General features: G+C 63.7%; 25 protein-coding genes and 1 pseudogene. 21 read left to right on the top strand and 5 right to left on the bottom strand.

What is annotated here, in order from left to right; all coding sequences use genetic code 11:
• Nucleotides 1–33 precede the first annotated feature (33 nt).
• From HMPREF2914_RS18790 to HMPREF2914_RS18775, 4 genes are all read right to left on the bottom strand, one after another.
• The gene (locus HMPREF2914_RS18790; protein ID WP_003094660.1) at nucleotides 34–243 is read right to left on the bottom strand and encodes a hypothetical protein; all 210 of its coding nucleotides are present in this window, start codon (nucleotides 241–243) and stop codon (nucleotides 34–36) included.
• Between the two features lie 105 nt (nucleotides 244–348).
• Entirely contained in the window at nucleotides 349–1,038 is a 690-nt protein-coding gene (locus HMPREF2914_RS18785; RefSeq protein WP_003094662.1) for an energy-coupling factor ABC transporter permease, read from the bottom strand.
• Nucleotides 1,035–1,505, bottom strand: coding sequence for a hypothetical protein (locus HMPREF2914_RS18780; protein ID WP_003094664.1), 471 nt, complete (start codon nucleotides 1,503–1,505; stop codon nucleotides 1,035–1,037). Before HMPREF2914_RS18780 ends, HMPREF2914_RS18785 begins: the two co-directional genes overlap by 4 nt.
• Entirely contained in the window at nucleotides 1,502–1,927 is a 426-nt protein-coding gene (locus HMPREF2914_RS18775; protein WP_003094666.1) for a GNAT family N-acetyltransferase, read from the bottom strand. The genes HMPREF2914_RS18780 and HMPREF2914_RS18775 overlap by 4 nt, the downstream gene beginning before the upstream one ends.
• Nucleotides 1,928–2,059: 132 nt before the next feature.
• Between HMPREF2914_RS18775 and HMPREF2914_RS18770 the strand changes: the two genes are divergently transcribed.
• The 4 genes from HMPREF2914_RS18770 to HMPREF2914_RS18755 all read left to right on the top strand — a co-directional run bounded on the left by HMPREF2914_RS18770 (nucleotide 2,060) and on the right by HMPREF2914_RS18755 (nucleotide 4,702).
• Nucleotides 2,060–2,689, top strand: coding sequence for a DUF1780 domain-containing protein (locus HMPREF2914_RS18770; protein ID WP_003094668.1), 630 nt, complete (start codon nucleotides 2,060–2,062; stop codon nucleotides 2,687–2,689).
• Entirely contained in the window at nucleotides 2,686–3,135 is a 450-nt protein-coding gene (locus tag HMPREF2914_RS18765) for an MOSC domain-containing protein (RefSeq protein WP_003094670.1), read from the top strand. Before HMPREF2914_RS18770 ends, HMPREF2914_RS18765 begins: the two co-directional genes overlap by 4 nt.
• Nucleotides 3,136–3,160: 25 nt before the next feature.
• Nucleotides 3,161–3,331: a DUF3094 family protein gene (locus HMPREF2914_RS18760; protein ID WP_003094672.1), complete on the top strand. Its 171-nt coding sequence runs from the start codon at nucleotides 3,161–3,163 to the stop codon at nucleotides 3,329–3,331.
• 63 nt (nucleotides 3,332–3,394) lie between these two features.
• Nucleotides 3,395–4,702, top strand: a complete 1,308-nt coding sequence (locus HMPREF2914_RS18755; protein WP_023092876.1) for an NAD(P)/FAD-dependent oxidoreductase — start codon at nucleotides 3,395–3,397, stop codon at nucleotides 4,700–4,702.
• A 39-nt stretch (nucleotides 4,703–4,741) separates the two neighbouring features.
• Here the strand turns inward: HMPREF2914_RS18755 and zapE are convergent, their stop codons facing one another.
• Nucleotides 4,742–5,833 (bottom strand): cell division protein ZapE, encoded by a 1,092-nt coding sequence (zapE, locus tag HMPREF2914_RS18750; RefSeq protein WP_073657474.1) that lies wholly within the window; start codon nucleotides 5,831–5,833, stop codon nucleotides 4,742–4,744.
• 548 nt (nucleotides 5,834–6,381) lie between these two features.
• Here zapE and HMPREF2914_RS18745 point away from each other — a divergent pair.
• The 17 genes and pseudogenes from HMPREF2914_RS18745 to HMPREF2914_RS33025 all read left to right on the top strand — a co-directional run bounded on the left by HMPREF2914_RS18745 (nucleotide 6,382) and on the right by HMPREF2914_RS33025 (nucleotide 21,936).
• Entirely contained in the window at nucleotides 6,382–8,019 is a 1,638-nt protein-coding gene (locus tag HMPREF2914_RS18745; protein ID WP_030048367.1) for a ShlB/FhaC/HecB family hemolysin secretion/activation protein, read from the top strand.
• A 48-nt stretch (nucleotides 8,020–8,067) separates the two neighbouring features.
• A complete protein-coding gene (gene tpsA4 / locus HMPREF2914_RS18740) occupies nucleotides 8,068–12,321 on the top strand; it encodes a two-partner secretion system exoprotein TpsA4 (protein WP_023092879.1) in 4,254 nt (1,417 codons plus the stop codon).
• 367 nt (nucleotides 12,322–12,688) lie between these two features.
• The gene (locus tag HMPREF2914_RS18730; RefSeq protein ID WP_023094840.1) at nucleotides 12,689–13,549 is read left to right on the top strand and encodes a ParA family protein; all 861 of its coding nucleotides are present in this window, start codon (nucleotides 12,689–12,691) and stop codon (nucleotides 13,547–13,549) included.
• Nucleotide 13,550: 1 nt separating this feature from the next.
• Nucleotides 13,551–14,285, top strand: a complete 735-nt coding sequence (locus tag HMPREF2914_RS18725; RefSeq protein WP_033945060.1) for a hypothetical protein — start codon at nucleotides 13,551–13,553, stop codon at nucleotides 14,283–14,285.
• The gene (locus tag HMPREF2914_RS18720) at nucleotides 14,282–14,779 is read left to right on the top strand and encodes a hypothetical protein (RefSeq protein ID WP_023104182.1); all 498 of its coding nucleotides are present in this window, start codon (nucleotides 14,282–14,284) and stop codon (nucleotides 14,777–14,779) included. Before HMPREF2914_RS18725 ends, HMPREF2914_RS18720 begins: the two co-directional genes overlap by 4 nt.
• 5 nt (nucleotides 14,780–14,784) lie before the next feature.
• A complete protein-coding gene (locus HMPREF2914_RS33030; RefSeq protein ID WP_034085166.1) occupies nucleotides 14,785–15,666 on the top strand; it encodes a hypothetical protein in 882 nt (293 codons plus the stop codon).
• Nucleotides 15,663–16,349 (top strand): hypothetical protein, encoded by a 687-nt coding sequence (locus HMPREF2914_RS18710; protein WP_033986839.1) that lies wholly within the window; start codon nucleotides 15,663–15,665, stop codon nucleotides 16,347–16,349. Before HMPREF2914_RS33030 ends, HMPREF2914_RS18710 begins: the two co-directional genes overlap by 4 nt.
• A complete protein-coding gene (locus HMPREF2914_RS18705; protein ID WP_033986841.1) occupies nucleotides 16,349–17,050 on the top strand; it encodes a DUF2786 domain-containing protein in 702 nt (233 codons plus the stop codon). Before HMPREF2914_RS18710 ends, HMPREF2914_RS18705 begins: the two co-directional genes overlap by 1 nt.
• A pseudogene (locus HMPREF2914_RS18700) lies at nucleotides 17,047–17,755 on the top strand (HNH endonuclease signature motif containing protein). Before HMPREF2914_RS18705 ends, HMPREF2914_RS18700 begins: the two are co-directional and overlap by 4 nt.
• Nucleotides 17,739–17,963, top strand: a complete 225-nt coding sequence (locus tag HMPREF2914_RS18695; protein WP_009315888.1) for a hypothetical protein — start codon at nucleotides 17,739–17,741, stop codon at nucleotides 17,961–17,963. Before HMPREF2914_RS18700 ends, HMPREF2914_RS18695 begins: the two are co-directional and overlap by 17 nt.
• Nucleotides 17,960–19,303 (top strand): replicative DNA helicase, encoded by a 1,344-nt coding sequence (gene dnaB, locus HMPREF2914_RS18690; RefSeq protein WP_033945051.1) that lies wholly within the window; start codon nucleotides 17,960–17,962, stop codon nucleotides 19,301–19,303. The genes HMPREF2914_RS18695 and dnaB overlap by 4 nt, the downstream gene beginning before the upstream one ends.
• Nucleotides 19,300–19,890 (top strand): hypothetical protein, encoded by a 591-nt coding sequence (locus tag HMPREF2914_RS32680; RefSeq protein WP_058199331.1) that lies wholly within the window; start codon nucleotides 19,300–19,302, stop codon nucleotides 19,888–19,890. Before dnaB ends, HMPREF2914_RS32680 begins: the two co-directional genes overlap by 4 nt.
• Nucleotides 19,891–20,266: 376 nt before the next feature.
• Nucleotides 20,267–20,452 carry a hypothetical protein gene (locus HMPREF2914_RS18680; protein WP_033945048.1) on the top strand — a complete coding sequence of 62 codons (186 nt, stop codon included), beginning with the start codon at nucleotides 20,267–20,269 and terminating at the stop codon, nucleotides 20,450–20,452.
• Nucleotides 20,442–20,969: a hypothetical protein gene (locus tag HMPREF2914_RS18675; RefSeq protein WP_003141385.1), complete on the top strand. Its 528-nt coding sequence runs from the start codon at nucleotides 20,442–20,444 to the stop codon at nucleotides 20,967–20,969. The genes HMPREF2914_RS18680 and HMPREF2914_RS18675 overlap by 11 nt, the downstream gene beginning before the upstream one ends.
• Nucleotides 20,966–21,223, top strand: coding sequence for a hypothetical protein (locus tag HMPREF2914_RS18670; protein WP_003134081.1), 258 nt, complete (start codon nucleotides 20,966–20,968; stop codon nucleotides 21,221–21,223). The genes HMPREF2914_RS18675 and HMPREF2914_RS18670 overlap by 4 nt, the downstream gene beginning before the upstream one ends.
• Nucleotides 21,216–21,710 (top strand): hypothetical protein, encoded by a 495-nt coding sequence (locus HMPREF2914_RS32430; protein ID WP_003134082.1) that lies wholly within the window; start codon nucleotides 21,216–21,218, stop codon nucleotides 21,708–21,710. The genes HMPREF2914_RS18670 and HMPREF2914_RS32430 overlap by 8 nt, the downstream gene beginning before the upstream one ends.
• The gene (locus HMPREF2914_RS33025) at nucleotides 21,703–21,936 is read left to right on the top strand and encodes a hypothetical protein (RefSeq protein WP_003103841.1); all 234 of its coding nucleotides are present in this window, start codon (nucleotides 21,703–21,705) and stop codon (nucleotides 21,934–21,936) included. The genes HMPREF2914_RS32430 and HMPREF2914_RS33025 overlap by 8 nt, the downstream gene beginning before the upstream one ends.
• Nucleotides 21,937–21,981: the final 45 nt, after the last annotated feature.

The following is a 21,981-nucleotide window of genomic DNA, read 5'->3' as shown; positions in this document are numbered from 1 at the left end:
CAACGGGCCAGCCAATCCGGCAGGCCCGTTCCTTCAGGGACGCATGAAAGCGTAGTCGCGCTGGTCGTCGAGATTCTCCGCAAGAAATTGCAGTTCGCTGGCCAGGTCGCCAGCATCGCGCTCCGCCCGGTTCAGTTCGACGATTGCGCTGAGCAGCGCGCGCAGGCGCATTGCTCGGTCCGCCTCGTCGCTCTTCGACAGCAACTCTCGCAGGCCCTCTCGGGCCCATTCATGGACACCCATGTTCCGCTCCTCACCTGGGAAAACGGCAGGATCGCGGCCAGCTTCGTCCGAAACACTGACGCAAGTCAGCCGCCGCCCGCCATGAACCTGGCGAATGACTGGTCATCAGGGCTTGCGCTCTTCGTCCTTCCAGGGCGCCTGCAGGTAGCGCGTGCGATTGAAGGTTTCCAGCCACTCCGGGTAGTAGACCACCAGGCCGGTGATCACCGTGCCGTTGATGAAGGCCTCGGGGAACATGATCAGCCACAGGTAACCAGCGAAGTCCTCCAGCCAGGGCGGCATCGGGAAAAGGCCGTCGATCCAGACCACGCCAAGGCCGAGCAGCAGGACCACCACCGCGGTGAGGGCCGCCGGGAAGAAACCGCAGCAGAAGATGTAGACGAACAGATTGCGCGGCTGGCGCTTTTCCACGAACAACGCCGCCAGCTCCGCGATCAGCGCGGGGATCGCCACCAGCAGCACGCCGTTGACGCCGATCGCCAGCCAATCCTGGCGACCGAGCAGGCACAAGCCCAGCTGCGCCACCAGCCCCACCACGATCGCCAGCGGCCAGTCGAGCAGCAAGGTGACGGCGGTCATGCCGATGAAATGGAAGGACAGTCCCGACTCGAAGTCCCGGCGCACCAGCCAGAGCAGGAACAGCCCGAGCATGGTACCGAACACCAGGTGCTGGCGGCGGGTATCACTGACCAGCTCGACCCAAGGCGCGCGCCAGGCGGCGAGCAGCAGCAGCGGCGCATAGATGGCCCAGCCCAGTTCCAGGCTTTCCGCCGACAGCAATTCGGCAGCGATCACGGCTGCAGTTGTTCCAGGGCGATGCGCAGGGCCACCGGCGAATCCAACTGGCGGGTTTCCAACACGCGGCGCTGCTCCAGCCTGACCCAGAGCACCTTGCCCTCGTCCGAGGCATAGCGAGAAGCGATGGCCGCGTCGCGATCGAGCAGCACCGGATAACTGTAGTCACGCATGGCCGGCACCGCGAAAAGCCGGGAAATCAGCGCCGGCATGCGGCTGATGTCCGCCAGGAACAGCGCGTGGCGCGCCTCCAGGTAGCCCTTTGGGCGCTCCGCCAGCGCCGCCTTGACCAGCTTCGAGCCGTCCATGTCCCGCGCCACCAGCAGGACCCGGGTGGAGTCGTCCAGCGAGTGCGCCTTTTCGAACTGGTCCTGCAACGTCCAGGGCTCCAGGGTGGAGCCCTTCTCCACGGCCAGCGCCAGGCCGGGCAGCAGCATGCCCAGCAGAACCCAATGCAATCGTTTCACGCGTGTCCCTCCCGAGTGGAAAATACCTGGATGTCCTTGCGCCGCTCCCAGTCCGACTGGGCTCGCCAGAATGCCTGTGCCTCCTCGGCGGCATCCAGGACGAAGACATGGGATTTGCCGATCCCCTCCCCCGCCAGACGCGCCAGCACTTCGTCGAGCATCCGCCGCGCCAGCCCCAGCCCTCGATAACCGGGATCGACCACCAGGTGCTGGAGGTAACCACGGCGACCGTCATGCCCGGCCATCAGGCAGGCGATCACCTCCCCTTCGGTTTCGACCAGCAGGCTCAGCCCGGGGTTGCGTTGAAGGTAGGCGAGGAAGAAGGGATAGGCGTCCTCCGCACGGAGGCGGATACCTGGCGTTCGCGACCACAGCGCGAAGAGTGCCGGGTGATCGGCGGCGATGACGCTGCGAAGTTGCATCGGAACGGCTCCGGCCCAAGGGGAACGGCAGTGTACACCGAGCCTCGCCGCTGGCGCGCTCCGGGACGGATTGTCGCAGCCGGAGCGCCTGCGGGCTGGAAAGCGGGCCCGCCGGCAGACTAAGCTGAGCCCATGAACGAAGCGGATTATCTGCGCCTGCTCACCCGTCAGGCCGAACAAGCCAACGACTTCCTCTCCAACGCACGTAAATGGGACCGCGAGCGCTGGGTCTGCCAGCGCTTCCTCGAAGCCCTCAACGTGCCCTATCGCCAGGAGGATTTCGCCGCCCCCGGGGAGCAGCCGCCGGACGTCCTGTTCAAGGGTGCCGGCTTCGAGGTGTTCTTCGTCCTCGATGAAGGTCGCCGGCTGAACGAGGAGTGGCGCGAGGAACTGACCCGTCGCCGCCAGGCCGTCAGCCTGCGCCAACTGATCCGCCGCGAAGAGCGGCCACAACGGATCGCCGCCGCCGAGCTGCAGGCACGGCTGGCGCCAACCCTGCGCAAGAAGGCGCACAACTATAGCGAGCGCGGCATCGACCACGGCGAACTGGACCTGCTGGCCTTCGTCAACCTGAAGCGCGCGGTGCCCGATTTCAATACGCCCTTCCCGCCGCCCACCGAATACCTGCGCCAAGGCTGGCGCTCGCTGTCGATGGTCGGTCCGACCTTTGCCCGGGTGCTCTTCGCTCACTCCGGCGCCCCCGAGTTCCTGCGCGCCAACCTCGGCCGCAGCATCCTGTTCGACGCCGGGGTAGGCCTGTGAGCGAAGGGCGGGTGAAGTGGATCGGCGTGCGCTCCGGCAGTCGCGCGCCGATCCAGGAACTGGAGGCGGTGGAGGCACGGCGCGGCCTGGGACTGACGGGCGATCACCCGCACCCGCCGCGCCAGGTCACCCTGGTGCAGTGGGAACACATCGAGGCCCTCGGTACCCTGCTGGGCAGGCCGTTGTTGCCCAACGAGATGCGCCGCAACATCGCCGTCGCCGGCATCAACCTGCTCAGCCTGAAGGACCGTCGCTTCCGCCTCGGCGGCGCGCTGCTGGAAACCACTGGCTGGTACCAACCCTGCGGACGCCTGGAAAAGCACATCGACCACCGCACGCTGAAAAGCGTGCGCGAACAGGGCGGCATCACCGCGCGGGTGATCGGCAGCGGAGTGATCCGCCTCGACGATCCGCTGGTGATCGAGCCCCCTGTCTGTCTAGAATGACCGACATCGAAAACGGAGGCCTGCCATGTCCAGCCGACTGAGCCCCGAAGACCAGCAGAAGGTCGAGCAGTACCTCGCCTCGCCGCTGCACCAGGTCGAGCGTGCGCCGTTCCGCCCGTGGTTCCTGATGTTCGTCCTGCTCGCCGTGGTCATCGGCCTGGGCCTGCTCAGCCGCCTCCTCAGCTACCTGGCCTGAGTCGTCCGGTCGAGCCACGCTCCCGACGACCGCCTCACGGAATTCCCACTATGAGATATCCACATGTCCCATCGCATCGTGATCGTCGGCGGCGGCGCCGGCGGGCTGGAGCTCGCCACCCGTCTCGGCCGCACCCTGGGTAAACGCGGCAAGGCCCAGGTCACCCTGGTCGACGCCAACCTCACCCACATCTGGAAACCCCTGCTGCACGAAGTCGCTGCCGGCTCGCTCAACTCCTCCGAGGACGAGCTGAACTACGTCGCCCAGGCGAAATGGAACCACTTCGAATTCCAGCTCGGCCGCATGCAGGGCCTGGATCGCGCCAGCAAGCGGGTCCGCCTGGCCGCACTGGTGGACGAGAATGGCGTTGAGCTGGTTCCCGAGCGCGACATCGCCTACGACACCCTGGTGATCGCCGTCGGCAGCACCACCAACGACTTCGGCACCGAGGGCGCTGCGGAACACTGCATTTTCCTCGATACCCGCGCCCAGGCCGAACGCTTCCACCGCCAGCTGCTCGGCCAGTACCTGCGTGCGCATACCGGGCACGACGCGAACAACAACGCAGTGAGTATCGCCATCATCGGCGCCGGCGCCACCGGCGTCGAACTGGCTGCGGAACTGCACCACGCCGCGCAGATGCTGGCCGCCTACGGGCTCGACCGGATCCGCCCGGAAGACCTGCACATCAGCCTGGTCGAAGCCGGCCCACGGGTGCTGCCGGCGCTGCCCGAGCGTATCAGTCAGCCGGTACACCAGACCCTGAGCAAGCTCGGCGTACGGGTGATGACCGGCTCCGCGGTGAGCAAGGTAGATGCGGACGGCCTCTGGACCGGCGACGGCGAGTTCGTCCCGGCGACGCTCAAGGTCTGGGCGGCGGGCATCCGGGCTCCGGCCTTCCTCAAGGAACTCGACGGCCTGGAAAGCAACCGTATCAACCAACTGGTGGTCCGCCCGACCCTGCAGACCACCCGCGACGACGACATCTTCGCCTTCGGCGACTGCGCCGCCTGTCCCCAGCCGGCGCAACCGGGAGAGCAACCGCGCAACGTGCCGCCACGCGCCCAGGCCGCGCACCAGCAGGCCTCGCTGCTGGTGAAATCGCTGCGTGCCCGTCTCGAAGGCAAGCCGCTGGGCGAATATCACTACCGCGACTACGGTTCGTTGATCTCGCTGTCGCGCTTCAGCGCAGTCGGCAATCTGATGGGCAATCTGATGGGTAGCGTCATGCTCGAAGGCTGGCTGGCGCGGATGTTCTACGTATCGCTATACCGCATGCACCAGATGGCGTTGTACGGTCCGCTGCGCACCGCGATGCTGATGCTCAGCGGACGCCTGCGCAGCACCGAGCCACGCCTCAAGCTGCACTGAGCCATTGCGCCCCGTTTGCCGTCGGCGCGGGGCGTTCCTTCAACAGCGAAGCTGGCGCAACTGCGCCAGCCGACTGGCGGTACGCTGCATGTCCGCAGGCAGGTCGCTGCCCTCGACCAGGGCCGGCAGCGCCTTTTCGGCACTCAGGAAAAAACGCCGGTCATTGTCGTAAAGGACGTCGACGAGATTGATGAAGCGCTGCTGGGCGGCGACCGAACAACACGCCATCGGCGGTACGCCGTCCAGCACCCAGGTAGAGAAGCGTTCGCCGAGGGCAAGGTAGTCCATCACCGCGGTTGGCGCCTCGCAAAGGTCGGCGAAGGCGAACCACACCAGGTCGCCGCACACCGCGCGCGCCTGCAACGTCCTCGCGCCGCTTTGCAGGGTCACGCGTTGCGAGGGCTCGGGCGCGGACAAGCCCAGCTCGTCCAGGCAAGCGCATGAGGCTGGCCAGCAATACCCGCCGCTGGCATAACCGGAAGCGATCTCCTGCCGCGGCGAAACCGTCCGGTAGTCCCGGGCGCCGGCTACTTCCAGCACTTCCATGCGCGTCTCGATCAACCGGATCGCCGGCAGGAAGCGTTCGTGGTAGAGCGGATTGGGCAGCAGTTGCCGCGGCGCGTAGTTGGAGGTGCAGACCAGGGTGATCTTCCTGCGGAACAGCTCCCTGAACAGGCGTGTTATCAGCATCGCGTCGCCAATGTCGTGGACATGGAATTCGTCGAAGCAAAGCAGCCGGCAATCTCCTAGCAGTTCGTCGAGCGCACCGCCCAGGGCATCGGGCCGCCCCTGGCGGCGGAACATACCGTCATGAAGCCGGCGAAAGAACGCATGGAAATGCGTCCGGCGCAGGCCCTGCAAATCGGCGCTGCGAAAGAAGCCATCCATCAGCCAGCTCTTGCCGCGCCCGACCGGACCCCACAGGTAGAGGCTGCGCGGCGCTTGCCGGAATAGCGACGGGCCTCGACGCAAGCGCTCCGCCAATCGATCGAGATGAAGAATGGCATTGCCCTGGGCTGCGTCCAGCACATAGCCGCGCCGTTGCGCCTCTTGGTGGAAATAGCGGGCTACGGGCGTTGTGGGCTTGATGCCAGTCATGGGTGAACGCCACGAAAAAGAACCGAAAGACACACGCCGTTGATGCTCAGCCTGAGAGGGCCCTTAAACCGAGAACGGCATTCTAGCGCTGCGTCCTGTCCATGCTCCAGCCGCCAGACCGAACGGCGGGCGATAGTCGGACAGGCCCTTTGATCATGACCGCCACGGTCGCGATACGGAATCGCGCTCAGCAGCTACTTCCGCCCCACTGTTTCCGCCGCTTCCGCAGCCGAGCCCGTTATCACCGGAGTTTTTTCCTACAGCAGTCCTCCCAGTCCCCTACGAAAACCAAGAAGTTCTACCGGCCAACGCCAGAAAACTACGATTGTCGCCGTTTCAGCCTCGCCCCAGGCTATCGCCCACTCGATTCTCCGCCTTGAAACCGATCGTTCTGCACATGCCTGCGGATATCGGCTTCTTTTCCCTGCAAGAACCGCGCTCCGGGCCGATTGACCATGCATCCAGCTTTTCCGCGTAACCAGGCTAGCCTTTCTTTCCCCCCGCCCTCCCCAAAGCCTTCCGGCAGTTCCACTTCGATCGTTCAATCCTTCAGGGCCGGACCGTTGCTCCGTACGGGCCTCATGGGAATGGCCATGCTGTCGTCCTGCCTTGCCAGTGCCGCCCCGGATGCGGGGCAGGCGCTGCGTGACGTGGAAAGCCGACGCCTGAACCTGCCCGCGCCGGTGGAACTGGACGCCGAGCGCCCCAGCCCCGAGGACGGCGTATCACGGGCTGCCGAAGAGGGCGGCCCGACGGTGCTGGTCAAGCGCTTCCAACTCAGCGGCAACAGACAGTTCGACGATCGACGCCTGCTGGCGCTCCTGCACGACCTGCCGGGCCAGGAACTCAACCTGAGCCAATTGCACGCCGCCGCCGCCCGCATCGGCGATTTCTATCGGGAAAAGGGATATGTGCTGGCGCGCGCCTTCCTCCCGGCACAGGAAATCCAGGATGGAACGGTACGCATCGAAGTGCTCGAGGGGCGCTACGGCAGGATCGAACTGCACAACACGTCCCGAACGCTGGACCGCGTTCTACTCCGCCCCTTGAGCGCACTCGAACGAGATACCGCGGTCCAGGGCTCGGAGCTGGAGCGTGCGCTTCTGCTCCTGAGCGACATTCCCGGCCTCCAGGCCAAAGGCACCCTGCTGCCGGGCCAGGCGCAGGGAACCACGGACTTGCGCGTCGAGGCCCGCCCCGGCCCGCTGGTCGGCGGCAGGCTGGAGGCAGACAACTATGGCGGCCGCTACATGGGGGAATATCGCCTGGGAACCACCCTCGACTTCAACAGCCCGCTGCGACTGGGCGACCAGGCGAGACTGAGCCTGCTGGGCAGCGACCGGCACCAACGCTACTACCGTGCAGCCTATCAACTGCCCCTTGGTTCCCGAGGCACGCGCATCGGACTGGCCCACGCCGAGACGACCTATCGACTGGTACGCGATTTCTCGCGCCTGGACGCCCATGGCCGGGCCATTACCGACAGCCTGTTCGTCAGCCAGCCCCTGCTGCGTAGCCGCAGCTTAAGCCTGTCCACCCAGTTGCAATATGAAAACAAGCGACTTCGCGATGACCAGGAGCGTACCGGGAGGCATAGCCGCAAGGAGATCCGCCTGTGGACCGCCAGCATCAGCGGAAACGCCCAGGACCGCTTGTTCGGCGGTGGACAGAGCGGCTTCTCGCTGGCCTATGCCCACGGCCAGCTCGCCATCGACTCCGCCGAAGAGCGGCTGCTGGACCGCTACACCATCGGTACCGCCGGCAGCTTCGACAAGATCATGCTCAACGCCGTACGCCTGCAGCACCTGGGCGACCGCCTGCAGTTGTTCGCCCAACTCAACGCCCAGTGGAGCGGCGGCAACCTCGACAGCGCGGAACAGTTCGACATGGGCGGCCCCTACGGCGTTCGGGCGTTCCCCCTGGGCAGCTACAAGGGCTACGGCGACGAAGGCTGGCAAGCCAGTGCGGAGCTGCGCTACAGCCTGGCTCCGGGCTGGCAGCTGAGTTCGTTCATCGACCAGGGCGCGGTGAAATTCCTCAAGCACCCCAACACCAAGGAAGGCAATCGCAACCGCATGGCCGCCGTCGGCAGCGGCGCAACCTGGTACGGAACGGATCACCAGGTCAGCCTGACCGCCGCCTGGCCCCTGAGCCAGGAAAACAACATCGAGCCCGAGCGCACTCCCCGGCTGTGGCTGCAAGCGACCCGCTACTTCTGAGCAAGCTCCCGCCCGCCATGCCGGCGGGCCCCACTGAAAGGAAAAGCCATGAACAAGAGCTATACGCTGGTCTGGAACCAGGCCACAGGCTGTTGGAACGTCGCAAGCGAAGGTACCCGTCGGCGCAGCAAGAGCGGACGCGGCAAGGCGCTCGTAGTCGCCGGAGCGTCACTGCTCGGCCTGTTCTGCCAGGCCCCTGCCTTCGCCCTGCCCAGCGGCGCCACGGTCGTTTCAGGCGATGCCGGATTCCAGACATCCACCGACGGCCGGCATATGGTCATCGACCAGCAGAGCCACAAGCTGATCACCAATTGGAACGAGTTCAGCGTCCGTGCCGATGAGCGGGTCAGCTTCCACCAGCCGGGCCAGGACGCCGTCGCCCTGAATCGGGTGATCGGCCGCAACGGCAGCGATATCCAGGGGCGGATAGATGCCAACGGCAAGGTCTTCCTGGTCAATCCCAACGGCGTGGTCTTCGGCAAGTCCGCCCAGGTAAACGTAGGCGGCCTGGTGGCTTCCACCCTGGACCTGGCCGACAGGGACTTCCTCGCCGGCAACTACCAGTTCTCCGGCGACTCCGGCGCAACCGTAAGCAATGCCGGCAGCCTGAAAGCCAGCGAAGGCGGCAGCATCGCCCTGCTGGGCGCCCGGGTCAGCAACGACGGCGTGATCCAGGCGCAACTCGGCGACGTGGCCCTGGGCGCAGGCCAGGGCATCAACCTCAATTTCGACGGCGACGGCCTGCTCAACCTGCAGGTGGACAAGGGCTCGGTCGACGCTCTTGCACACAACGGCGGCCTCATCCGCGCCGATGGCGGCCAGGTGCTGATGAGCGCCCGCAGCGCCGACAGCCTGCTCAAGACCGTCGTCAACAACCAGGGCACCCTCGAGGCCAGGACGCTACGCAGCGCGGAAGGACGCATCGTCCTTGACAGCGGCGAACAGGGTACCGTGCGGGTGGCCGGCAAGCAGGACGCCAGCGCCATCGGCGGAGGCAATGGCGGCCTGGTGCTGAACCAGGGCGCGAACGTCGAGATACAGCGAACCGCACAGGTGGACACCCATGCCGACCAGGGCGCAACCGGCACCTGGAGGATTCTCTCGCACGAGGTCAGCGTAGCCGCTGTCGGCCAGGCAAACGCTGCCGGTGATGGTTCCGGCCAGGTCCATGTAGCGCAGGGCCCAGCCGGGGCCAATGCGTCCGATAGCAACGGCGTGACCATCGTTCAGCAGCAGCCGGCCGTCGACCTCGCCGCCGGCGCCAACGGTATCTCCGCAGTGCAGAGCCAGAGCGGCGCCAACATCGGTTCGGGTGCAAGTGGCATCAGCGTCGTGCAAAGCCAGAACAGCCCCAACATCGGCTCGGGCGCCAATGGCATCAGCGTCGTGCAAAGCCAGAATGGCGCCAATATCGGCGCCGGCGCGAGTGGCATCAGCGTCGTGCAGAGCCAGAACAGCCCCAATATCGGCTCGGGCGTCAATGGCGTGACTGTCGTGCAGAGCCAGAACGGTGCCAATATCGGTTCGGGCGCAAGTGGCATCAGCGTTGTGCAAAGCCAGAATGGCGCAAATATAGGTTCAGGCGCGAGTGGCATCAGCGTCGTGCAGAGCCAGAGCGGCCCCAGCATCGGCTCGGGCGTCAATGGCGTCACAATCGTGCAGAGCCAGAGCGGTGCCAACATCGGCCCCGGCGTCAGCGGAATCGATGTCGTCCAGACCCAGACTCTCCCCAACCTGAGCCCAGGCGCCAATGGCTCCAGCATCGTCCAGGTCCAGACGCTACCCGATATCGCCTCCGACGCCGGCAATGTGCATGTCGTGCAGGTCCAGACCGGCGGTCACAAGGTCTTCGGCAACTCCGCCACCAACGTCAGGTCACGTACCGTTCAGGCCCGGAGTAGCGAGAATGTCGGTTCCGGCCTGGCGAATCCAAGCAGCGCGGGAAAAGGCCCGACGTTGCATGCCGATACCCTGGCCCGCAACCTTTCCACAAGCAACGTCGAAGTGGTCGCCACCCGGGGCAACGCGCATGTCGGCGCGCCGGTGTCCTGGGACAACGGCAACGGCCTGACGCTAACCGCCGAGCGCGGGGACCTCAGGATCAATGGCGCGCTGACGGCCCAGGGGGAAAACGCCAGCCTTACTCTCAATGCCGGGCAGCGCCCTCTCCGTATCGACGACAGCCTCTCTCTCACTGGCCAGGGAGCCCGGGTCGAATTCAATTCGGACAAGGGTTATGCCCTCGCCGAAGGCGCCCGGATCACCCTGTCCGGCAAGAACGCAGGATTCCGCGCCAATGGGCGGGACTACAGCGTGATCCAGGACCTGCAGCAGTTGCGCGGCATCGATAGGGACCTGGGCGGCAGCTATGTCCTCGGCAATCGAATCGCAGGCGGCCATTCCAGCTTCCTGTCGATAGGCAACGCCAGCGCCTTCGGCGGTACCTTCGACGGCCTGGGCAACACCATCGATAATCTTGCCGTCTACGGCACCGGCGCCTACTCCGGCCTGTTCAGCGTCAACCGGGGCACCCTTCGCAACCTGAACCTGGAACGCATTTCCGCCGATGGAGCACGGGCCACCCACTACAACGTCCAGGTCGGTAGCCTGGCCGCCGTCAACCTCGGTCGCATCGACAATGTGAACGCCAGCGACATCCGTATCGCCGCGGCCTCGAAGCTGAACAGCCTCGGCGGGCTGGTCGCGCTGAACCTGGGCAGCATCGACAACGCCAGCGCCAGCGGCACGCTGGTCGGCAACCGCCACACCTATGCTCTGGGCGGACTCGCAGCCGAAAACATCAGCACAGCCAGGGGCGTGGCCAGCATCTCCAACAGCCGGGCCGATTTTGCCATCTCCGGCCAGTTGAAGGACCATGCCAGCCACTACGGCGCGGGGGGCCTGGTAGGCAGGAGCCGCGGCGGCCTCATCCGCAGCAGCGGCAGCCAGGGAACGCTGTCGCTGAGCGGTCACGGGATGAACCTGGGAGGACTGGTCGGATACAGCTCCGCCGGCGGACTGGCGGACGTATCCGCCTTCGTCGACGTCTCAGGCAACGGACAGCACGGCCTGTACGGAGGGCTCATCGGCCTCAACGTAAACAGTGGTATCGCCCACGCCACGGCCAGCGGCAAGGTCCGGGGCACAGACGCGGAAGCACTGGGCGGGCTGATCGGCCGGAACCTGAACGCGGCCATCACCAACGCCAGCGCCCATGGCGACGTCGTCCTGCAAGCCGGTCGCTACTTGGGAGGCCTGATCGGCCACAACCAGGCAGGCAACCTGGCCGACGTCAGTGCCAGCGGCAACCTGAGCGGTGGGTCGCTGCTCCAGGCCGGCGGCCTGATCGGTCTCAACGCCAATGCCTCGCTGGTCAATGCCTCCGCCAAGGGTAACGTCGCTACCCGCGGAGCAGAAGCGGTTGGCGGTCTGCTCGGCGAAAACCTGTACGGCTCCATCATCAACGGTTCCGCCAGTGGCGAAGTCACCGACGGCAGCGGCAAAACCCTGGGTGGCCTGATAGGGTCCAACCTCGGCGGCAATCATTCCAACCTGAAGGCCTCCGGGTGGGTAAACGCAGGGGCGAACAGTGACGTGGGAGGGCTGATCGGCCACAACCGGGGCGGCAACCACAGCACCCTGGCGGCATCCGGCAATGTAACCGGGGGCAAGGGCAGTCGCGTCGGCGGACTCGTCGGCTACAACGATGCCGCCTCGCTGACGAACGTCTCGGCTTCGGGCAACGTCAGCGCCAACGGTTCCAGGGCCATCGGCGGGTTGCTCGGCAGCGATCTGCGAGGCTCGCTGATGCTCGCCAGCAGCCATGGGACGGTGATCGACATGACCGGCCACAACCTGGGAGGACTGCTCGGCCGCGGTGAAAATACCTCGATCCGCTCCGCCAACGCCACCGGCGCGGTCACCGGGGGCGGCGGCGCCAGTGTCGGCGGGCTGGTCGGCTCCCTGGAAGGCTGGCGGGCTCTCGTCCTGGGGGCCTCGGCCAGCGGCGATGCGAGGGCGGGATATGACAGCTATATCGGCGGGCTGGCAGGCTTCAGCACCGGCACCATCAGGGGCGCCTCCGCTTCCGGCAAGGTCGGAGGCTCGGGCCTGCTGGGCGGCCTGGTCGCCTGGAACCAGGGGAATGTCATGGGTTCTTCGGCCAGCGGCAGGCTGGAGCCGCAAATCCCCAACCAGATCCATGGCGGACTGATCGGCATCAATTTTGGCTGGCAGTCCTGGAACTCGGTATACGGGGCTGCGGCGACCGTTCCCATGATAGGTCGCCACTACAACCTGTGAATCGATCCTCCCGGTACCCGTACCGGGAGGCTTCCTGTTCGATGGAGCGGCCGGGCCTCAGGGCCCGCCGCCTCCAGACGCTCGATGGAATGCCATGCTGGAAGGCCAGGCGTCGGGAGAAACTGGGCTGGAAGAGCGGACCATCCTCCTTCCCACAGGCCAGCATTCGGAAAGTAATGGCACAGAAACGAAAAAGCCCACCTTTGCAGGTGGGCTTTTTCGTCTTGAATATGGTGGGTCGTGTAGGATTCGAACCTACGACCAATTGGTTAAAAGACAATTGGCCTAGGTCTCTCTAGGAAGGGTTTTAAAGCCCCGTACCGATTTAGCTGAGCAGCCTCTAATGACCCCATTAGAGGCTATCTCAATGAAAGCGACTTCGGTTGTATCCACCAAGGGTGGTGTAGGGAAATCCACCACCGCCGCCAACCTCGGTGCATTTTGCGCCGATGCAGGCATACGAACCCTCCTCATCGATCTGGACCCCGTCCAGCCCTCCCTATCCTCGTACTACGAGCTTCCGGAAGTTGCCCAGGGCGGCATCTACGACCTGCTCGCCGCCAACATAACGGACCCGGCGAGGATCATCTCCAGGACGATTATCCCCAATCTGGACGTCGTGATTTCCAACGACCAGAACAATCAGCTCAACAACCTACTGCTTCAGGCGCCCGATGGCCGGCTACGCCTGGCGAACCTGATGCCCGCTCTGAAAGAAGGCTACGACCTGGTGCTGATCGACACCCAGGGGGCGCGCTCTGCCCTCCTCGAGATGGTTGTGCTTGCATCGGACCTGGTTGTTTCCCCCCTCCAACCCAACATGCTTACCGCCCGTGAGTTCAACCGCGGCACCATGCAAATGCTCGACGGCCTACGCCCCTATGAGCGTCTTGGCATGCGGATCCCCAAGGTTCAGATCGTCATCAACTGCCTGGACCAGACCAATGACTCCCGGGCAATTCATGAGAATGTGCGTGCCATCTTCGATGAGCATCAGGACATTTCTGTGCTCGAAACGACTGTTCCGGATGCAGTCGTGTTTCGCAACGCAGCATCGCGCGGGCTACCAGCGCACCGCCTCGAAACGCGGCAACCCTCAAATCGCACATCAGCGCCCGCGCTGGAAATCATCCGCAACCTGGCCATCGAGGTCTTTCCCGAGTGGACTGACCGCTTCCTGGCGCTGACGCCGGAGGCGGTTGCAGCACTGGTCAAGGGAGGGCGCTGACATGGCGAAGACTCCTATCACCCAAGCCCGCGACGTCGACGCGGAACTTGTGCTGCAACTGAACAAGTTCGGCAGCGCCGCCGACCTTCGGAGCCAGCAGGCCAAATTGACCGGCGCTGCGCGAGAAATACGCAAGCTGACTGGTGGCGGTACCGACCTGTTCGGGAAGCTGGGTTGCTACTTGAGCTTCGAACAAAAGCAGCTCCTACAAGACGCAGCGCGCTTGCTCGACTCGGTGAACAAGCAGATCGAGCATGCGAAGGAAAAGCGTGATCGCGACGAGAAAAAAGCCAAGAAGCAGCGTGAGCTACGTGAGCGCCTGGCCAAGCAACTGGTCGCCTCGAACTACCCGCTTCCGGGAAATACGCTCGAAGAACGGCTGGAAATACTGCAGATCGCGCTGATCTACAACCGGGCCGGGGTGTTCGATCCTATGTACTCCACCCGAGAGCTCCACTCAAGACTGAAAAGCTGGCTGGAGCGCCCCAAGCGGCTAATCGGTTGGCGCGTTGATAGTGAAGCCGAGTACTTCGCGAGTCAGGTTGGGAGTCTGCGTAGTGACTTCATTTGGCACCTGACTAACGAGATCGCCTACGACGATGGCAGTGAAGTCGAGGAGCGTCTGCGCGTCATCAAGCAGAAGGTCGCTGACTGCACCGCTCTGACCAGCGAGGAGCAGGAAACCCTTCGGCTCTGGAAAGACGCTCTGCAATCGGCTCCGGAGGGCCTCATATGAACCTCCAGAACCGCAACAACCTCCTCCTGAGCTTGATCGCCGAGACCCAGTTCGACGCCTACGTGCAAGGCTACATGGCCAAAGCAGGCGCTGCCGCCGGTGCTTCCGAGAATCTGCAAATCGAGGCTGAAGGTGCTGCGATGTTGCAGGGCCTGGTCGCTCCGGTTCGCGCTCAGCAGCGTGCCTGTGGACAGTCCCTGCAGAACGCCCTGCTCCAAATCGCCCACGACCTACTGTTGCAGACGAAATCGCAACTGGCCATCGCGGCCAATGCCAGTTCGATCCAAGTGATCCAGCGGGACATGAACAGGGCGATCTGGAACATAGCTACTGCCATCGATCACCTGGCCGAGTTCGCCCAACCCTCGCAGGACACTGTGAGGGTCATCGAACGGCTGATGCTCTTCGTCGGCAGCTCATCAAGCACTGAAGGCCAGCAACTGGCCGCCGAGGCAAGTGCGGTGCTCGGCATGAGCGTGGGAGGCCTGGCATGAAACCTATGATTCAGGCCCACCTGGTCGAGCGCGATCAGTTCGGCTTCTGGACCCATCCGAACTATCCGGACCTGGCCGACAACTGCTCTTCCAACGAAGCGCAGGAAACGCTGCGCCGGCTTGGCCTTGAGTTGCAGACCGTCTTCATGGAGTCGGATGCGCCTCGCCTCTACGACTCTGCACGATCGGACCAACGATACAGCGAGTGGATCCCAACGCGGCCCGAAGGCTCCGGTTGGTTCGTGCTGTCAATACACGATACCGAGAACGGCCCGGTGTGCCAGTACGTGAGGCCGCTCGCAGAGAGCCTCAGCCCAATCGATCACGATGCGGCAGCAGAACAGCATGAGCGCCTGCTCAGCGAGGCTTGTGCCAAGGCCTTGAATCAGCGCGACGCCGCCCTGGCTAGGGTCGCGGAGCTGGAGACTCACCTGCAAGACGCGGTGGACATGCTGGCCGAGGCGGAGGCGTTACTGCCGAACGTAGGCGGACATTCACGCCATGCCGCGTGGCGTAAGTTCTTCCCGGCGTTCATCGCCAGGATTGGGTATGAGGCGAAGTCTCCGCGCGGGGTGGAGTTGTGCGCCCCGCCCGCCCAGGCCCAGCACAGCGTGCCGGAAGGCTACCGCCTGATCCGCCTCGAACACTTCGCCGCCATCAAGGCGCAGCTCGATCCTGAGCAGGTCGATGCGTACCGGGGCCGGAACATCTACGACGAAGACAAGGTGTACGCGAACTGGAACAAATGCCGCTCGGCACTCGACGAGATAAAGGATGTGTTTCAGCAGATCGATTGGGACACCGAAAACGAGCTGGCCGACCTGCTCGCCGCCGGCTCCTCCCAAGCTAAGCCCAGCACCGACGACGGGCAGGGAGGCAGGCCATGAGTGCCCCCAAGCTCAAGCCCTGCCCGCTCTGCAGTAGCACGAACATTCGAATGCTGGAACCCGAGCTACTCGACACCGATGCCTGGAACTGTGCCATTGAATGCCTGGACTGCCAGGTTCACATCGGGCCGTCCTACTGCGAGCCAGACCCGGTAACAGCGAGGTATTCAGCACAGATCGACTGGAATAGACGCCCAAGCGCAAAAAACCACGCGGACGAGCGTGAGCAGTTCTTGATGGCCAACCTGCTCGCCGCCCTGGAGGTCGCACTGGGCGACGTAGCAGCCCTGGCTATTGTCGATCGGGTAAGACAGGCCACAGACCGAATTTACCCAACTTCGAACCTCTCCCCTGTTCCGCAGGCCTGGCTCGATGTACAGGCCGAGCGCCGGCGCCAGATCACAGTCGAAGGTTTCGATACCAGCAACGACGACGCTAGCGCTGGCCTGATCGCCCTGGCGGCCGGCTGCTACGCGCTCCATGCCGGCGGCATCGGCACCGACTGGCCGGGCGGCATTCGGAATGGCTCTGCACTGTTCTGGCCCTGGGACGAAGAGTGGTGGAAGCCTAAGTCGGCGCGCGAGAACCTGGTACGCGCCGGCGCCCTAGTGCTGGCCGAGATCGAGCGCCTGGACCGCTCCGCCACCGAGCAGGGCTCAACCTGCTGCAAGGGGGGCGCGTAATGGACAAGCAAAAAGTCCTCGCCAAGGTCGAGAAGCTGATGGCCCTGGCGAATGCCAAGGGGGCCACGCCGAACGAGGCGGAAACCGCATTGCGCCAGGCCGCGATCCTGAAGCGCCAGTTCGACCTCAGCGATACGGAGATCTCGGCCCACACGGTGGAAACCGCGTGCGTTCCCACTCGAACCAGGCGCTCTCCTGCCCCATGGCTGCATGAACTGGCCGGGATCTGCGCCAGTTCCTTCGGCTGCGACTACCTGGCGGCATACGCGATGCCAGCGGGCTGGACGTTCAAGTTCATGGGCCAAAGGATCGGCCCTGAGCTGGCCGCTCACGCCTACTCTACGCTCCACCACCAATTGGTGGCGGCGCGCTCGGCTCATGTCGCCCAACAGAAGCGCTGCAAGCTGTCGACCAAGCGCCGTCGCAGCAAGCTCTTCGTCGAAGGCTGGCTTCTCGCAGTGCGTTCGCTGGTACGTGACTTTGCCGGCAGGCCGGACGAGTCGACTCAAGCAGCCATCAAGGCCTACCTCGAACTACACCATCCGGCGTTGAAGTACCTGGAGCCGGCGGCGCTTACGAAGGCCCTTGCCTATGACCAGGCCTCGCTGCAAGCAGGCTGGGAGCACGGCAAAAACACTCGCCTGCACCGCGGCGTCAGCCGGCGAGTTCAGGGCGTGCTCGAGCAGGGAGGCTCCCGATGACTCGCTCTGCTCTCTCGACCATCGCCTACGAGGCCCTGGTGCGTGCCCGCCGCAAATTCAGCAACCGAGAGGAGCGCTGCATCCGCGAAACCTGGACCGCCGAACAGGAACTGGTGCTGCTGCGCCTGTATCCGGATATGCCGAACGAGGTCCTGGCAGCCAGGTTGAACAAAACGCTCCAGCAGATCTGCTCCAAAGCGTATCGGCTCGGGCTGAAAAAAAGTCCCGAGTTCTCCAAGAAGATCCGGCAGGACTGGGGCAGCGCAACTCGGTTCAAGAAGGGAAACACCCCATGGAACTGCGGCATGAAGGGGCTGCCCGCGCGAGGACGCGCACCAGAAACGCAGTTCAAGAAGGGGCAAAAGCCCCACACATGGCTCCCAGTCGGTAGCACGCGGGTCAGCGCTGATGGCTACCTGCAACGAAAGATCTCGGATACCGGCTATCCCCCCCCGGGACTGGAAGGGCATCCACATCCTGCTCTGGGAAGAACACTTCGGCCCCATCCCAACCGGCCATTGCGTCTGCTTCAAGGACAACAACAAGCAGAACGTCGTCATCGACAACCTGGAGCTCATCACCCGGGCCGAACGCATGCGCCGCAACTCCATCCATCGCTATCCGCCTGAGCTGAAGAGCGCAATCCGCGTCATCAGCAAGCTCAAGCGCACCATTCAGGAGGTCGAGCATGAAGAACAAGATTGAGGATCTGCGGAATCACCTCTTTGCCACCATCGAAGGGTTGCTTGACGAAGACAAACCCCTGGATATCGAGCGCGCGAAAGCGGTGGCTCATGTGGGTTCGGTGATCATCGAGTCCGCCAAGGTGGAAGTGAAAGCGCTGGAGATCATCGGCTCCCCGGACGGCAGCGGAAGCACGTTTCTGCAGATCAGCCGGGAGGACTCGAAGTGAGTGTTCTGGAACTTACGCCGCCGCACTCCGTCGAGGCGGAGCAAGGGGTACTCGGCGGCCTGATGCTGGACAACGCGGCATGGGACATTGTCGGCGACCTGCAGAAGGAGGACTTCTTCCGGCATGAGCATCGGCTGATCTTCACCGCCATCAGCGAGTTGGCCGCGAAGGATGCTCCGTTTGATGTCGTGACTGTGTCGGAAGCGATCGAAGACCTTCCAGAAGCTGGCGGGCTGGCCTACCTCGGCCAGCTCGCCGACAACACGCCCTCCGTGGCCAATATCGAGGCTTACGCGCAGATCGTTCGCGATCGGGCGCACCTGCGGCAGTTGATGTCTCTCGGGCACCACTGCACCAGGACCGCCTCGAACCACCAGGCAAATCCCTCTGAGGTTCAGGAGGAGATTGAGCAGAAGCTGTTCGCCCTCGGCCAGGACCACCACAACGCCGATTTCGTCGATATCAACAAGAGTCTCACGAAGATCGTCGACACCATCGATTACCGCTTCAACAACAACGTGACGGTAACGGGGGTCCCGACTGGCCTAAAGGATCTCGACGCACTCACCGGCGGACTACAGAAGTCGGATCTCATCATCGTCGGTGCCCGCCCCGCGATGGGCAAAACGTCGTTTGCCCTCAACCTGGTCGACACCGCGCTCCAGAGCGACCAACAGAAGTCTGTTCAGGTGTACAGCATGGAGATGCCGGCAGAGCAGTTGCTGTTCAGGCTTGCCGCCCTGTTCGGCCACCTGGACCTGGGCAAGCTGATGAAGGGCCAACTGCAAGAAGAGGATTGGCCCAGACTGTCTGGCGCGATCCAGCGCATAAACGACTATGGCAGCCGGCTGGTCATCAACGATCAGGGCAACCTCACGCCGACAGAGCTGCGCGCCAAGGTTCGCCGGGCGGCCAGGAAGTACGGACACCCCGCGCTGATATTGGTCGACTACCTGCAACTGATGAGTTGCCCAGGCCTGGAGAATCGAGCCACCGAGATCTCGGAAATCTCCCGCTCGCTGAAAGCGCTGGCCAAGGAGATGGACTGTCCCGTCGTAGCTCTATCCCAGCTAAATCGCGGCCTAGAGAACCGGACGAACAAGCGACCGAACTGCGCGGACCTACGAGAGAGCGGCGCAATCGAGCAGGACGCGGACGTGATCATGTTCGTGTACCGCGACGAGGTCTACCACCCCAACACCGAGGCAAAGGGCATCGCCGAAATCATCATCGGCAAGTACCGCAATGGCCCTATCGGCACCGTCCACACCGCCTTCATCGCCAACCAGACCCGCTTTGCCGACCTGGCGCCGGGGACATGGCAAGGAGTCCATGCATGAGCCCTCTCATTGAGCTGACCAAAGAACATCTGACCCCTCTTCTGCACAAACTCGCAGTTCAGGCCTTGAAGAACTCACCCTGCCCATTTGCGTGGATGACGCAAGACAGCCTCTGGATTGATGATGCCTGGCTCGCCGCTAGCCTAAACATCAAGCTAAATCACCTACCGCAGCAGCTCAAACCCAACGACTGGGTCAACGTGTTGGTCGTCCTGGGGCTAGTATCGCGGCCGCAACGGTATGTACTCAGCTACGACTCCAAGTTCGGTGGCCGTGCGCGCTGGCGTCACCTTGTACAGGTAACCAAGGACGTACTTCCGGCCAACGTCGCCGAAGTCGCCTACCGGTGGCATCTCCACGAGATAGAAGACCATCCCTTTATGGAATGGGGAGTCCCCGAGGATAGGCATGCCACACGCACTCCGACGAGTCTCCTGCGCTTAGCTCTGCTGCTTCCCGATCCCACCATGCTTGATTCGCATCGTCGGCCGTCTTCAATCCTGCCAACTCCTCATGCAGTGATAGCCACTTATCACGAGGCGAGAGCTGTCGAATCTGATTGGGCAGCCAGGAGTGACGCTGAATGAGCGCGTACTCGATGGCCTCCAAACCTGCCAATTTCCATCCTCTTGCCAGAGCTAGCGCGTCACCCAAGGCCGATAGACAGAAGGTCTGCTCATACCACTCCCGTGCTTCGGTGTGTTCATCCCTGCCAAACCGCGCCTCGGCTTCCGCCCATATTGCTTCTGCCAACTCGCTGTACGTCTGTACTTCTCTAGGTTTCATGCCGGACCTCCTGTGGTCTGTGTGGGATTGTTTGGCGACGCCGACCTTACCACCGGATGCGTCCGGCTCCCTTTTAGCAGCGACCGTCACGCCTTCAGCGCTACCGGCCCTGCAACCTCATTTTTCATCTCATCTTCAACTGCCTGTTGCTGGCCCACGCCGGCAAGGAGCCCATGCATGAACACTTCCCAGCACCTGGTCACCCACCAGTGCATGAATTGCGGTCAACACCACCCACACCACCTGGTGCGCCAGGTTCTCCCCGCCGAGAACACCCCAGAAGGAGAAGCCGAGGTGTTGGTCTGCCCCTGCTGCGGAAGCTACGACGTCCATCAGTTGGAGGCTGTCTTTGATGAACACTGAAGCCCGCTTTCCGAGTATCCACGCCTCGGCCGCGTTCACCGACTCGGCAGTGGTTCATGCCAATCACGTTGGGGTCAACCCCATCGAGCTGGACGCCCTCAGCCAAGTGATCTCGCGCCTTTCGCGGGACGAGAGCACGGTCGCACCCAGTTCGATGGAGCGAGAGCTTCGTGAGCTGGAGGAACTGGGGTACATCGAAATCTCGACCACCCAGGCCGGGACTCTGGTGGTCACTACGCGCGCTCCGGGGCAATTGCTTTCGGCTTACTTCTGGTCGGTATGGATCCCGCGACACCTGTTCAGCTGCTCGCTGAAAGTGAGCCTGGTGCCGCACCTCTGCTGCGGCACTCAGGACTCCCAGCACCTCACTGCCGTGTTCCGCATTGCAGGCAGCAAGGACGCCGCGCGCGAGTTCCTGCATCAGTTGGCCAACAACTATCCCGGGCATGAGCCGGAGTTGCCCGAACTGGTGGCCGTTCAGGTCGGTGATGCACTCAGCAAGGAGGCCGAGTCATGAAGGCGTCCCAGACCTATCAGTGCATCGTCAAGTTCGATGGCGCCGGTTTCTGGACCAATACCATTCAGAAGCAGCGTGCGACCTGCACCTGGAGCGACAAGGTGGCAGCCTCCCGCCTTGCCGAACGACTGTTTGGCGAGGACAACGCATACATCACCCGTATGCCGGTACAGGCAGGCGACCACGAAAAGCGCATCGAGAGCCGCTGGGCGCTGTCCTGTAGAAATCCCAAGGAGGTAGCGCGCGATGCCTGACGTCACAGCCTACCGGCCGCTCGAGCACTTCCAGAAAGTCGAGCTGATGCTTGAGCTCAAGTTGCGTGAAGGTCCTTCGTGGATCTGTCTGAACTGCGGCTATCACCTGGATGGCAGCGGCGCACAGCCCTGCCCTGACTGCGGAAAGTCGCGCTACTGGACCAGCGGTTGGAGTGTAGGTCGTGGCCATCGCTTCTCGGCAGCAAGGGAAGAGTGGGAAAACCGCCTCAGGACACGGTCGCGGTCACCTGTCGCGTCAACGGCACCAGTAGCAACTGACGACGTATGCACTCAACTGCGCACAGAGGTCCGCATGCTGCGTTCCGCGCATGACGACCTGGCCTGCAGCCGGCAGAGCGATCGTCGCAGCCTTCAGGCGCTGGTGAAACGTCTCCTGGATGCCGCCGCCACCGATAGCCTTCCCCGCTCCCTTGCAGAGATGGAGACCTGGCTGCAGCTCAACAGCGAGGAGACCACGAATGCGTAGTTTCCTTCGCGGCGCCCGGGAAAGCGTTCGCCGGCTGGTGGCCTTCGCTCAAGCAGAAGGCTGGAGCGTCGACCGCTCCGCAGGCGGCCACTTGAAGCTCAGCAAGATCGGCTGCGCCTCGATCTTCATTTCTTCCACGCCAAGCGACGCACGCGGCGAGCTCAATGCCCGCGCCCTGCTCCGTCGAGCCGACAGGCAGCGCTCCCTGAACCAGGAGTCTTTCTGATGCCTATCAAACACGCCATCGTCCACCTGATCGAGAAGAAGCCCG

Source organism: Pseudomonas sp. HMSC067G02 (assembly GCF_001813485.1).
Lineage (GTDB): Bacteria > Pseudomonadota > Gammaproteobacteria > Pseudomonadales > Pseudomonadaceae > Pseudomonas > Pseudomonas aeruginosa.
Note: the sequence above shows the minus strand (reverse complement) of the source record. Positions and strands in the feature narration are given on the sequence as shown.